The sequence below is a fragment of the Enterobacter ludwigii genome, assembly GCA_023023105.1.
GTDB lineage: Bacteria > Pseudomonadota > Gammaproteobacteria > Enterobacterales > Enterobacteriaceae > Enterobacter > Enterobacter adelaidei.
On the sequence record CP083824.1, the window covers coordinates 2,728,900 to 2,741,836 of the forward strand.

10 protein-coding genes are annotated in these 12,937 nt (G+C 54.1%); 4 read left to right on the forward strand and 6 right to left on the reverse strand.

What is annotated here, in order from left to right:
- The first annotated feature begins 15 nt into the window (after positions 1 to 15).
- Entirely contained in the window at positions 16 to 678 is a 663-nt protein-coding gene (exoX, locus tag LCD46_13230; GenBank protein ID UOY69063.1) for an exodeoxyribonuclease X, read from the forward strand.
- On the opposite strand, the gene ptrB is transcribed toward exoX, so the two are convergent.
- Positions 675 to 2,735, reverse strand: coding sequence for an oligopeptidase B (gene ptrB, locus LCD46_13235; GenBank protein ID UOY69064.1), 2,061 nt, complete (start codon positions 2,733 to 2,735; stop codon positions 675 to 677). The genes exoX and ptrB overlap by 4 nt on opposite strands.
- Positions 2,736 to 2,819: 84 nt before the next feature.
- Positions 2,820 to 3,470, reverse strand: a complete 651-nt coding sequence (locus LCD46_13240; GenBank protein ID UOY69065.1) for a DUF533 domain-containing protein — start codon at positions 3,468 to 3,470, stop codon at positions 2,820 to 2,822.
- Positions 3,471 to 3,640: 170 nt separating this feature from the next.
- Between LCD46_13240 and purT the strand changes: the two genes are divergently transcribed.
- A complete protein-coding gene (purT, locus tag LCD46_13245; GenBank protein ID UOY69066.1) occupies positions 3,641 to 4,819 on the forward strand; it encodes a formate-dependent phosphoribosylglycinamide formyltransferase in 1,179 nt (392 codons plus the stop codon).
- 41 nt (positions 4,820 to 4,860) lie between these two features.
- Here purT and kdgA read toward each other — a convergent pair whose 3' ends face one another.
- The 3 genes from kdgA to zwf form a co-directional block, all read right to left on the reverse strand.
- Entirely contained in the window at positions 4,861 to 5,502 is a 642-nt protein-coding gene (kdgA, locus tag LCD46_13250) for a bifunctional 4-hydroxy-2-oxoglutarate aldolase/2-dehydro-3-deoxy-phosphogluconate aldolase (protein ID UOY69067.1), read from the reverse strand.
- Between the two features lie 39 nt (positions 5,503 to 5,541).
- Positions 5,542 to 7,353, reverse strand: a complete 1,812-nt coding sequence (gene edd / locus LCD46_13255) for a phosphogluconate dehydratase (protein ID UOY69068.1) — start codon at positions 7,351 to 7,353, stop codon at positions 5,542 to 5,544.
- Between the two features lie 234 nt (positions 7,354 to 7,587).
- Positions 7,588 to 9,063, reverse strand: a complete 1,476-nt coding sequence (zwf, locus tag LCD46_13260) for a glucose-6-phosphate dehydrogenase (protein UOY69069.1) — start codon at positions 9,061 to 9,063, stop codon at positions 7,588 to 7,590.
- Positions 9,064 to 9,420: 357 nt separating this feature from the next.
- Between zwf and LCD46_13265 the strand changes: the two genes are divergently transcribed.
- Positions 9,421 to 10,290, forward strand: coding sequence for a MurR/RpiR family transcriptional regulator (locus LCD46_13265; GenBank protein ID UOY72961.1), 870 nt, complete (start codon positions 9,421 to 9,423; stop codon positions 10,288 to 10,290).
- A 139-nt stretch (positions 10,291 to 10,429) separates the two neighbouring features.
- Entirely contained in the window at positions 10,430 to 11,872 is a 1,443-nt protein-coding gene (gene pyk, locus LCD46_13270) for a pyruvate kinase (GenBank protein ID UOY69070.1), read from the forward strand.
- 45 nt (positions 11,873 to 11,917) lie between these two features.
- Here the strand turns inward: pyk and lpxM are convergent, their stop codons facing one another.
- On the reverse strand, positions 11,918 to 12,889 hold the full coding sequence (gene lpxM, locus LCD46_13275; protein UOY69071.1) for a lauroyl-Kdo(2)-lipid IV(A) myristoyltransferase: 972 nt from the start codon (positions 12,887 to 12,889) through the stop codon (positions 11,918 to 11,920).
- Between the last annotated feature and the right edge of the window lie 48 nt (positions 12,890 to 12,937).

Consider the following 12,937-nt stretch of genomic DNA (forward strand, 5'->3'; position numbering starts at 1 on the left):
GCTCAGGAGTTTTCAATGCTGCGCGTCATCGATACCGAAACTTGCGATCTTCAGGGCGGAATTGTGGAAGTGGCCTCTGTCGATGTGGTAGACGGTAAAATCGTCAACCCAATGAGCCATCTGGTGCGCCCTGATCGCCCCATTAGCCCGCAGGCTATGGCAATCCATCGCATTACCGAATCAATGGTGGCGGATAAGCCGTGGATAGAAGAAATTATTCCACACTATTACGGTAGCCCGTGGTACGTCGCGCATAACGCCAGCTTTGACCGCCGGGTGTTGCCCGAAATGCCAGGGGAATGGATTTGTACTATGAAGCTGGCGCGTCGCCTCTGGCCGGGGATCAAATACAGTAATATGGCGCTGTATAAGTCCCGTAAGCTTAGCGTCCGTACACCTGAGGGGCTTCACCATCACCGCGCGTTGTACGACTGCTATATTACCGCCGCGTTACTCATTGATATTATGAATATCTCTGGCTGGACGCCGGATGATATGGCAACGATCACCGGTCGTCCTGCGCTTCTCACCACCTTTACCTTTGGCAAATATCGCGGTAGAGCGGTGTCTGATATTGCGGATAAAGATCCGGGCTATCTGCGCTGGCTTTACAATAACCTCGACAAAATGAGCCCGGAACTGCGCTTAACGCTGAAACACTACCTGGGCGAAGCTTAAGGCTCTTCACCGCCTGGCAGCGTTCCCTGCGCCAGGGCAATCAGGAAGGCATATTCCAGGGCGACGCCTTCATAGGTTTTGAACCGCCCTGATTTCCCTCCATGCCCGGAATCCATATCGGTACAGAGCAGCAACAGATTATCATCGGTTTTTAGCTCCCGCAGTTTTGCCACCCATTTTGCCGGCTCCCAGTACTGCACCTGCGAATCATGCAACCCGGTGGTGACCAGCATGTGCGGATAGGCTTTTGCCTCCACGTTATCGTACGGGCTGTACTCTTTCATATAGCGATAGTAGATCGCATCCTGAGGATTCCCCCACTCTTCGAACTCCCCCGTCGTCAGGGGAATGGATTCATCGAGCATGGTCGTGACCACATCGACAAACGGAACCTGCGCGACAATCCCTTTGAAGCGATCGGGACGCTGGTTGATCACCGCCCCCATCAACATGCCGCCCGCGCTGCCCCCCATCCCAAAGCAGAGATGCGGATCCCCGTAGCCTTGCTCAATCAGCGCATCACAAACATCGAGATAGTCATTGAAGGTGTTTTTCTTTTTCAGGAATTTCCCGTCTTCATACCAGTGCTGCCCCAGTTCACCGCCGCCGCGCACATGGGCGATAGCGAAAACGAAGCCACGATCGAGCAGACTTAACCTACTGCTGCTGAAATCGGCATCCATGCTTGAGCCATAGGAACCATAGCCGTAAACCAGCAGTGGGTTTTTCCCTTTCCGGAAATGCGCCTGGTGGTAAACAAGTGAGACCGGAACTTCCACGCCATCGCGGACAGTGACCCAAAGGTGCTCGCTGCGGTAGTTTTCAGATTCAAACCCTTTGACCTCGGTCTGCTTAATCACCTGACGCTGCCCGGTATCCATATCCAGCTCAAACAACGTGTCCGGCGTGGTCATTGAGGAGTAACCGTAGCGCAACCGAGACGACTCGGGTTCAGGGTTGAACCCAATCCACGTCACATACGCTGGGTCGTCGAACGCAATCCCCACCACTTCCCGGGTTTTACGGTTGATTTGCCGGATACTGGTCAGCCCGCGCTGACGCTCTTCCACCACCAGCCAGTCGGTAAACAGAGTGAACCCTTCCAGCATCACTTGCTCCCGCGCGGGAATAAGCACCTCCCACTTGCGCTCATCGCGCACTTTGGTTTTATAGAGACCAAAGTTTTTGCCCTCGCGATTAGAGCGCAAATAAAAACTGTGCTGGAAGTGATCCAGACTGTACTCATGATCCTTGCGACGCGGCAGAAAACAGAGCGGCTGGGCATCAGGTAGTTCGGCGTCCAGCAGCAAAACCTCAGACGTCGTCGCGCTGGCGAGGAAAATAATCACATAGTGGCGTGAGGAGGTTTTATGCAGGCTGACATAAAACGTTTCGTCTTTCTCTTCATAGACCAGTTCGTCATCGGCAGAACCCGTCCCTACGGTATGTCGCCACACCTGATAAGGCAGTAGCGTGGACGCATGCTTTTTGACGTAGTAGACGGTCTCGGAATCATTCGCCCAGACAAAATCCGGGGAGACATTTTCCAGCATTTCAGGATACCAGTTCCCGGTGTCCAGATTGCGAAAACGCAGGCCATACTGACGGCGGGAGAGGTAGTCCTCAGCCAGCGCCATAATCGTGTTGTCAGGTGAAATGGACATGCCACCCAGCGTATAAAATTCGCTGTGGGCGGCGCGCTGGTTGGCATCCAGTAAAATCTCCCACTCATCCCATTCGGCACTTAACACGGGTTGTCGTTGGTAGATGGGATACTCGTTGCCGGGCTCGTAGATATGACGATAGCGATAGCCATTTTTGGTCCAGGGCGCGGAGATATCATGCTGAGGAATGCGCTGCACCATTTCATTCAGCAATTGATCCTGAAGTGCCTGCTGGCTGGACATGACCTTGCGGCCATAGTCGTTTTCCTCGTGCAGGTAGTCGAGCACCTCTGGCCGGGAGCGAGAATCGTCCCGTAGCCAGTAATAGTTGTCTATACGCGTATCGCCATGCGTGGTGATCGCATAAGGAGTACGTCGGGCTTTCGGTGGCATGTCATCATTCTTTTAAGTTTTACACCCTATAAGGTTGGCAAAACCCACGCATGATGCAAGCGAAACAGTGTCGCAGCCGCGACGCTATCCCTGTAACGCTTTTTTTTGTTCCCGGATATCCTGCTCAATACCCTCGCGTACATCCTGCGGGATCTTCAACGCATCGCCGAGGGCATTGAGGTAGCTACGTTCCATAAAGTGGTCGATATCAATGGCGGCACAGCTGAGAAAATAGAGTTCAAGCGCCTCTTCCTCATTCTTCACACTCTGCGCAAGACGCAGTGGATCGAGCGGCTGTTCAATCGCCTGCGCCACCAGGGCTCTGCCCTTCTCTTCAACACCGGCTTCGCGAAGCTGCTGCTCAATCGCCGATCGTTCTTTATCGTCAATATGCCCGTCACTCTTCGCGGCAAAGACCAGCGCAAGGATCAATCGTTCGGTACGCAGATCCAGCGGCGAGGTGTGCTCGCTATAATGCGGTTCATCGCAGTGTGCAGCCCGTACCCTGTCTTTGTATTTATTCCATAGTACGGTACCTGCGATGGCCCCGCCACCGGCCAGCAACGCGCCAGTTCCATATTTTGCCAGCAGCTTACGTGAGGATTTATTCGCGACTAAAAGGCCTGCCAGCCCGCCAAGTGCGCCGGGAACCAATAGTTTACTGAGCCCCTGCTCGCCAGACGACGATGCTTTCTGTCCTAACAGCGATTGCAACTGATTTAACCAACCAGACATGGTTTCCCTCACTTAACGGTGAACATATTTCACAGCGTAAGCGAGCAGGCGTCAGGAAATGTCTGGATGGGCTAAAGATGCGCAAATTTCTTCCCCCTCCCTTAGCCCTGCACAAGACACACGCAAACGTTTTCGTTTATACTGCGCGCATCTTTTTCAGGGGGAATGTTATGACTCGTTTAGGCACTGCGCTGCGACCTGCAGCGACGCGTGTGATGCTGTTGGGATCGGGCGAACTGGGTAAAGAGGTCGCCATTGAATGTCAGCGTTTAGGTGTGGAAGTGATTGCCGTAGACCGTTACGCCGATGCTCCTGCCATGCACGTCGCCCATCGTTCTTATGTGATTAACATGCTGGATGGCGATGCCCTACGGGCACTGATTACGCAGGAGAAACCCGATTTCGTGGTCCCGGAAATTGAAGCCATCGCCACCGATACGCTGATCGCTCTTGAACAGGAAGGCCAGCGCGTGGTGCCCTGTGCCAAAGCGGCAAAACTGACCATGAACCGGGAAGGTATTCGTCGTCTGGCAGCGGAAGAGCTGGGGCTCCCCACGTCGAGCTATCGGTTTGCTGGCGATAAAACCGCATTCCTGCAGGCTGTTGAGGAGATTGGCTACCCGTGCATCGTTAAACCCGTGATGAGTTCCTCCGGTAAAGGACAGAGCTTTATTCGCGACAGCAGCACGCTGGATAAGGCATGGGATTATGCCCAGCAAGGTGGTCGTGCCGGAGCGGGTCGCGTGATTGTCGAAGGTGTCGTGAAATTCGATTTCGAGATCACCCTGTTGACCGTCAGCGCCATTGATGGCGTCCATTTCTGTGACCCAATTGGCCACCGTCAGGAAGATGGCGATTACCGTGAATCATGGCAGCCGCAGCAGATGAGTGCCCTGGCACTGGAACGTGCGCAGGCGATCGCCCGTAAAACCGTACTCGCGCTGGGCGGCTATGGCCTGTTTGGCGTAGAGCTTTTCGTCTGCGGAGATGAGGTTATTTTCAGCGAAGTCTCACCTCGCCCGCATGACACCGGCATGGTGACGCTGATTTCGCAGGATCTCTCTGAGTTCGCCCTGCACGTGCGCGCTTTCCTCGGATTGCCTGTTGGTGGCATCCGTCAGTACGGCCCGGCCGCTTCCGCAGTGATCCTGCCGCAATTAACCAGCCAGAATGTCACGTTTGATAACGTCGACGGCGCAGTAGGTGCAGGGTTACAGGTGCGTTTGTTCGGTAAACCGGAGATCGACGGCACGCGTCGTCTTGGCGTAGCATTAGCCACCGGGGATAACGTAGAAGACGCCGTGGCGAGAGCGAAAACAGCCTCCGCAGCTGTTAGCGTAAGAGGATAAAAAAACGGGCCGAATGGCCCGTTTTTCATGCTGCGTATAACTTACTGCTGCGCACCTTCAACCGCTTCACGAGCCAGTTTAGTAATGCGATCCCAGTCGCCCGCTTCCAGCGCATCCGCCGGAACCAGCCATGAACCACCGATGCACAGCACGCTTTTCAGTGCCAGGTAGTCACGGTAGTTAGCAGGAGAGATGCCACCCGTCGGGCAGAAACGAACCTGAGCGAATGGACCCGCAATCGCCTGCAGCGCTTTGGTGCCGCCGTTCGCTTCTGCCGGGAAGAATTTGAACTCTTTCAGACCGTAGTCCATACCCAGCATCAGTTCAGATACGGTGCTAATGCCAGGGATCAGCGGAATGGTGCCTTCGGTTGCCGCTTTCAGCAGAGACTCCGTCAGGCCCGGGCTGATCGCAAACTGTGCGCCCGCTTCAGTCACTTCCGCCAGTTGCTGTGCATTCAGAACGGTACCCGCACCGACGATGGCGTCCGGCACTTCTTTAGCGATTGCGCGAATAGCATCCATCGCGCAGGCAGTGCGCAGGGTGACTTCCAGAACACGAACGCCACCGGCAACCAGCGCTTTCGCCATCGGTACCGCATGCTCCAGTTTATTTACCACGATAACCGGCACGACAGGGCCAGTGGTCATGATTGCTTCTGCACTTGTTTTCCAGTTTTTCATCAGTGTCTTCTCTCGCCAGATCGTTAAAATCAAGTCGTCTTAAAACGTAATACAGGTTGCGCCCTGCTCAGCACCAGAGAGTTTCTCACGCAGCGCACCAAACATTTCGCGCCCTGTCCCCACGCGCGATGCGCTCAGGTCAGGAATATGTGGCTTACGTGCCGCCAGCTCTGCGTCATCCACCAGCAGGGTTAACTCACCTGTCTGACCGTTTACGCGGATCATGTCGCCGTCACGCACTTTCGCCAGCAAACCACCGTCGTAAGCTTCAGGTGTCACGTGGATGGCTGAAGGCACTTTACCGGATGCGCCAGAGAGGCGTCCATCCGTCACCAGAGCAATTTTGAAACGGCGGTCCAATAATACACCAAGTGGCGGCATAAGTTTATGTAATTCTGGCATCCCGTTGGCCTTTGGCCCCTGATGGCGAACGACCACCACGCAGTCTTTATCCAGAAGACCGGCGTCAAAGGCAGGTAATACGTCGTGCTGGCTTTCGAACACTACCGCCGGTGCTTCGATAATCTGATTCTCTTCCGGTACGGCAGACGTCTTCATCACCGCGCGTCCGAGGTTGCCGCTGAGCACTTTGGTACCGCCATGAGGAGAGAACGGTTTGTCGATGGTGGCGATAACCTGTGCATCAAGAGAGGCATTCGCCCCTTCGCGCCAGTCCAGCTCGCCGTTATTCAGCCACGGCTCCTGGGTGTAGCGTTGCAGACCAAAGCCCGCCACGGTATTTACATCTTCATGCAGCAGACCGCCTTTCAGCAGCTCGCGCATCAGCAGCGGCACACCACCTGCGGCCTGGAAGTGGTTAATGTCAGCCGGGCCGTTCGGGTACAGGCGCGCCATCAGCGGCACCACAGAAGAGATCTCGGAGAAATCATCCCAGTTAATCAGAATGCCCGCCGCACGCGCCATGGCCACCAGGTGCATGGTGTGATTGGTTGACCCCCCCGTTGCCAGCAACGCGACGATACCGTTAACGATGACTTTCTCGTCAACCATTTTGCCCATTGGCATCCATTCGTTGCCATTACCGGTCAAACGCGTCACCTGACGGGCAGCAGCTTCGGTCAGCGCCTGGCGCAGTGGTGCATCCGGCTGGATAAAGGACGAGCCCGGAAGCTGCATCCCCATGAACTCTACGACCATCTGGTTAGTGTTAGCCGTACCGTAGAAAGTACAGGTTCCCGGCGCATGGTAGGACGCGGCTTCTGCCTCCAGCAGCGCCTGACGGTCTGCTTTCCCTTCTGCGTACAGCTGACGGATACGCACTTTCTCTTTGTTTGGCAGGCCGCTTGCCATCGGGCCGGATGGCACGAAGATCGCAGGCAGATGACCAAACGACAGCGCAGCCATTACCAGGCCCGGGACAATCTTGTCGCACACGCCGAGATACAACGCGCCATCGAACATGTTGTGTGACAAGCCAACCGCTGCAGACATCGCAATCACTTCGCGGCTCAGCAGGGAAAGCTCCATTCCGTCCTGACCCTGCGTCACGCCGTCGCACATCGCCGGAACACCGCCCGCCACCTGGCCCACGGCATTCACGCTGTGCAGCGCTTTACGGATGATATTGGGATATACCTCATACGGCTGGTGCGCGGAAAGCATATCGTTATAGGAAGTAATGATGGCGATGTTGTTACGCAACATGCTTTTCAGCGAGGCTTTATCATCGGGTTGGCAGGCGGCGAAACCGTGTGCCAGGTTACCGCATGCCAGCTGAGAGCGGTGGACGGTGTTACTTTTAGCTTGTTCAATCCGGGCGAGGTAGGCCGAACGGGTCTCTTTCGAGCGTTCAATAATGCGCTGTGTTACGCGTAACAATGTCGGATTCATAAATGCTCCTCTAATTTATCTGTCCGTGCTCAGGAGTTTACAAAGTCGCTGGCAGTTGTTAACAACGCTGAAACGCTTGCTGTCCGGAGCTCAGGGGCAAAATCACTTCCGGCAGTGTAATAAAAAAAGCTCCGCGGGTGAATCCACACGGAGCTTAAAAGTTTAAAAATTATGCCACTAGCTGTGTTAGATCATGTTACCGGTAAAATAACACTTTCGAGCTAGAGGATGATCTTACTCAAACTCGTTCCAGGAGCGGCCATCGCGGGTGATCATCGCCACGGACGCGACTGGCCCCCAGGTGCCTGCCTGATACGGTTTAGGCGCATCCTGATCGGCTGCCCAGGCTTCGGTAATGGAGTCAACCCATTTCCAGGCCTCCTCCACTTCGTCGCGGCGCACAAACAGCGCCTGGATACCGCGCATGGTTTCCAGCAGCAGGCGCTCATACGCGTCTGCAAGATGCGTCTGGTTGAAGGTTTCGGAGTAACTCAGATCCAGTTTGGTGGTCTGCAGGTTGTGTTTGTGGTCAAGACCCGGCACTTTGTTCAGGATCTGAATATCAACCCCTTCGTCCGGCTGCAGGCGAATGGTCAGTTTGTTCTGAGGCAGTTCCTGCCAGGACTCTTTGAACAGGTTCAGTTCCGGGTTTTTGAAGTAGACAACCACTTCGGAGCATTTGGCTGGCAGACGTTTACCGGTACGCAGATAGAACGGAACCCCCGCCCAGCGCCAGTCGTCGATATCCACGCGGATAGCCACAAACGTCTCGGTGTTGCTGGACTTGTTCGCGCCCTCTTCCTCCAGGTACCCAGGCACTTTTTTGCCTTGCGCAAACCCGGCGGTGTACTGACCACGAACGGTCTTCTCACGTACGTTAGAGCGGTCGATACGGCGCAGTGACTTCAGTACTTTCACTTTTGCATCACGGATGCTGTCAGCCGTCAGGTCAGACGGTGGAGACATAGCAATCATGCACAGAATTTGCAGCAGGTGGTTCTGGATCATGTCGCGCATCTGACCGGCCTGGTCAAAGTAACCCCAGCGCCCTTCAATCCCCACCTCTTCCGCCACGGTGATTTCCACGTGGTCGATAGTGCGGTTGTCCCAGTTGTTCACAAACAGGGAGTTAGCAAAACGCAGCGCCAGCAGGTTCAGGACCGTCTCTTTACCAAGATAGTGGTCAATACGGTAAACCTGGCACTCTTCAAAGAACTCGCCTACCTGATCGTTAATTTCGCGGGAGGTTGCCAGCGACGTACCCAGCGGCTTCTCCATCACCACGCGCGCCGGCTTGGCGTTCAGTTTGGCTTCACCCAGACCTTTGCAGATGGCACCAAAGGTGCTTGGCGGCATGGCGAAATAGTTAATGGTGACACGATTTTTCTGATCCAGCATGTCGCCCAGGCGGGAAAACGCACTGATGTCGTTCACGTCCAGGTTGCAGAAATCAAGGCGTCCGCTCAGCGTATCCCACAAACTTTCATCGATTTTCTCTTTCATGAACGTTTCGAGCGCTTCACGAACGACTTTGGTATAAGCGTCCTTGTCCCATTCGGCGCGCCCTACACCCAGGATACGGGTATCTGGATGAAGTTGGCCTGCTTTTTCCAGTTGATACAGGGAAGGCAGCAATTTCCGGCGTGCAAGATCGCCTTTCGCGCCGAAAATGACCAGGTCACATGCCTGGGCTGTTTGCGTTACCGCCATGTCATTCTCCTCAGTTGGATCACCTGGTACTTCTGCCAGGTATCGTTGTAATTTTATTACAATGCACTGTACTGCTTTTACGTCATTCCCGAAACCATTAGCGCTTATCGCCACGTGCTTTACCGCGATTTTTCGCCATTCCGGTGCTTTCGGGGATGCAATGACGCAACAACCGTCGATTCTTTGCGCAACAAGGGCCCGGCAAAACCCGACGCCGATCAAGTAATGAAAAAAAACAACAACATTATCTTGTCGACTGTTACCCTTTATGGAAGCCACAGGGGTAATATCGGCTAAATCGAATCACGATTTCACCCATTTATGAAATCGTTTACACCCATGAGCGTCATGTTAACAATGAACATGCTGGAAAAAATCCAGTTTCAACTGGAACACCTTAGCAAATCCGAGCGAAAAGTGGCCGAAGTTATTCTCGCGTCTCCCGCTCAGGCGATTCATTCAAGCATCGCCGCTCTGGCGCAGGAAGCGAGTGTCAGCGAGCCAACGGTAAATCGCTTCTGCCGTAGCCTGGAAACGCGCGGCTTTCCTGATTTTAAACTGCATCTGGCACAAAGTCTGGCAAACGGCACACCTTATGTTAATCGTAATGTGGATGAAGACGACAGCGTTGATGCCTACACGGCGAAAATTTTTGAGTCAGCGATGGCCACACTTGACCACGTCCGCCAGTCTCTGGATATGAGTTCGGTAAATCGTGCGGTGGATTTACTCACCCAGGCCAAGCGGATTGCCTTCTTTGGTCTTGGGTCATCGGCAGCCGTGGCGCATGACGCCATGAATAAATTCTTCCGCTTTAACGTGCCGGTTATTTATTCCGATGACATTGTGCTGCAACGCATGAGCTGTATGAATTGCAGTGAAGATGACGTCGTGGTACTGATTTCGCACACCGGACGTACCAAGAGCCAGGTAGAACTGGCCCAGCTGGCGCGTGAAAACGATGCCATGGTGATCGCTCTCACGACGGCAGGGACACCGCTGGCCCGTGAGGCCACGCTGGCGATTACCCTCGACGTACCGGAAGACACCGATATCTATATGCCGATGGTCTCCCGTCTGGCGCAGCTCACGGTGATTGACGTGCTGGCGACCGGTTTTACCCTACGAAGAGGGGCAAAATTCAGAGATAACTTGAAGCGTGTCAAGGAAGCGCTTAAGGAATCGCGTTTTGATAAAGAATTGCTTATAAAGAGCGATGTTCCCTGATAGTTGATAACAAAACGTCACGAATAATGACGATGTAACGATTTACGGCATTCGGTCCACTCTCTGCCGCCTTGCGGCAAATGAAGGCCGATTCAATGTTCACGCAACACCAAAGTTGTTTCAGTCAACGGAGTAATACATGTCCAGAAGGCTTCGCAGAACCAAGATCGTAACCACCTTAGGCCCGGCCACCGATCGCGATAATAACCTCGAAAAGATTATCGCCGCAGGTGCCAACGTGGTGCGTATGAACTTCTCTCACGGTACGCCAGAAGACCATAAATTACGTGCCGATAAAGTGCGTGAAATCGCAGCAAAACTGGGGCGCCATGTTGCCATCCTCGGCGATCTGCAAGGTCCTAAAATTCGTGTATCGACCTTTAAAGAGGGAAAAGTTTTCCTCAATATTGGCGACAAATTCCTGCTTGATGCCAACCTCGGCAAAGGTGAAGGCGATAAAGAAAAAGTCGGGATTGACTATAAAGGCCTGCCGGCTGACGTGGTGCCTGGCGATATCCTGCTGCTCGACGACGGTCGCGTACAGCTGAAAGTGCTGGAAGTTCAGGGCATGAAAGTGTTCACCGAAGTCACCGTCGGCGGCCCGCTCTCCAACAACAAAGGTATTAACAAACTGGGCGGCGGCCTCTCTGCAGAAGCGCTTACCGATAAAGACAAAGCGGATATCGTTACCGCTGCGCTGATCGGCGTTGACTACCTGGCCGTCTCCTTCCCACGCTGCGGTGAAGACCTGAACTATGCGCGCCGACTGGCACGTGATGCTGGTTGCGATGCCAAAATCGTCGCTAAAGTTGAACGCGCGGAAGCCGTTTGCGATCAGGACGCCATGGACGACGTGATTCTCGCCTCTGACGTGGTGATGGTTGCCCGTGGCGACCTGGGTGTGGAAATCGGCGACCCTGAGCTGGTGGGTATCCAGAAAGCGCTGATTCGCCGCGCACGTCAGCTGAACCGCGCGGTGATCACCGCCACTCAGATGATGGAATCCATGATCACCAACCCAATGCCAACCCGTGCGGAAGTCATGGACGTGGCCAACGCCGTGCTGGACGGTACCGATGCGGTTATGCTTTCAGCGGAAACCGCAGCAGGCCAGTATCCTGCAGAAACCGTGGCCGCCATGGCGCGCGTTTGTCTGGGTGCTGAGAAGATCCCAAGCATTAATGTCTCTAAACACCGTCTGGACGTTCAGTTCGACAATGTGGAAGAAGCGATTGCGATGTCCGCCATGTACGCTGCCAACCACCTGAAGGGCGTTACCGCAATCATCACCATGACCGAATCTGGCCGTACCGCGCTGATGACCTCCCGTATCAGTTCCGGCTTACCTATCTTCGCCATGTCCCGTCACGAGCGTACGCTGAACCTGACGGCGCTGTATCGCGGTGTTACCCCTGTTCACTTCGATAGCACCAATGACGGCGTGGCTGCGGCACACGACGCCGTAAACCTTCTGCGTGACAAAGGCTATCTGGTATCCGGTGATATCGTCATCGTGACCCAGGGTGATGTGATGAGCACCATCGGCTCAACCAACACCACTCGCGTTATGACAGTCGAGTAAGTCAGTCTCTGTTAAAAAGCCCTCTCCTTTCAGAGAGGGCTTTTTTTATTTCGTTGGAAAAAGCTCTTTGCGTTTATACGGCTCTTTTTCGCCTGGCTTACGCGTTTTAAGCAGTTTCAGTATCCACGTGTACTGCTCCGCATGCGGTCCCACCAGTATTTCCACCTCTTCGTTCATTCGACGCGCAATGGTGTTATCGTCTGCAGTGAGCAGATCATCCATCGGCGGACGAACTTCAATGCTCAGACGATGGGTATTACCGTCGTAGACCGGGAAAAGCGGAATAACACGGGCACGGCACACCTTCATCAGACGGCCAATCGCAGGTAGTGTCGCTTTGTAAGTCGCGAAGAAATCCACAAACTCACTGTGTTCCGGGCCGTGATCCTGATCTGGCAAATAGTAGCCCCAGTAGCCCTGACGTACGGACTGAATAAACGGCTTGATACCATCATTGCGCGCATGTAGGCGACCACCGAAACGGCGACGTACCGTATTCCACACGTAATCAAAGATCTTGTTACCCTGATTATGGAACATTGCCGCCATTTTTTGTCCCTGCGACGCCATCAGCATAGCTGGAATATCAACGCCCCAGCCGTGCGGAACGAGAAAAATGACCTTCTCGTTGTTGCGACGCATCTCATCAATGATTTCCAGACCTTTCCAGTCAACGCGATCCATGACTTTCTCCGGCCCTTTCAGCGCCAGTTCAGCCATCATCGCCATCGCCTGTGGCGCAGTGGTATACATGGCATCAATAATGGCCTCCCGCTCTGCGTCGCTCTTTTCCGGGAAACAGTAGTAAAGATTAATTTGCGCGCGGCGACGGGCACTTTTGCCTAAGCGTCCGGCCAGGCGACCTATTTTGCCCAGCACAGGATCGCGTACAGAAGCTGGTAGCATCGCAATACCCGCAAATGCATAAACGCCAAGCCAGGCACCCCAGTTACGCGGGTGACGGAAAGATTTTTCAAACTCGGGAATGTATTCAATATTGTTTTTTTGGGTTTCCATGCTGGATCCAGGGTCTGATGACGCAAAATTTTATTCAGATAGTGTAGC

Excerpts from the sequence above, each read along its gene's own strand:
- ptrB (UOY69064.1), bottom strand. The coding sequence starts at position 2,735 with ATGCCACCGAAAGCCCGACGTACTCCTTATGCGATCACCACGCATGGC.
- LCD46_13240 (UOY69065.1), bottom strand. The coding sequence starts at position 3,470 with ATGTCTGGTTGGTTAAATCAGTTGCAATCGCTGTTAGGACAGAAAGCA.
- exoX (UOY69063.1), top strand. The coding sequence starts at position 16 with ATGCTGCGCGTCATCGATACCGAAACTTGCGATCTTCAGGGCGGAATT.
- LCD46_13265 (UOY72961.1), top strand. The coding sequence starts at position 9,421 with ATGAACATGCTGGAAAAAATCCAGTTTCAACTGGAACACCTTAGCAAA.
- lpxM (UOY69071.1), bottom strand. The coding sequence starts at position 12,889 with ATGGAAACCCAAAAAAACAATATTGAATACATTCCCGAGTTTGAAAAA.
- kdgA (UOY69067.1), bottom strand. The coding sequence starts at position 5,502 with ATGAAAAACTGGAAAACAAGTGCAGAAGCAATCATGACCACTGGCCCT.
- pyk (UOY69070.1), top strand. The coding sequence starts at position 10,430 with ATGTCCAGAAGGCTTCGCAGAACCAAGATCGTAACCACCTTAGGCCCG.
- edd (UOY69068.1), bottom strand. The coding sequence starts at position 7,353 with ATGAATCCGACATTGTTACGCGTAACACAGCGCATTATTGAACGCTCG.
- zwf (UOY69069.1), bottom strand. The coding sequence starts at position 9,063 with ATGGCGGTAACGCAAACAGCCCAGGCATGTGACCTGGTCATTTTCGGC.
- purT (UOY69066.1), top strand. The coding sequence starts at position 3,641 with ATGACTCGTTTAGGCACTGCGCTGCGACCTGCAGCGACGCGTGTGATG.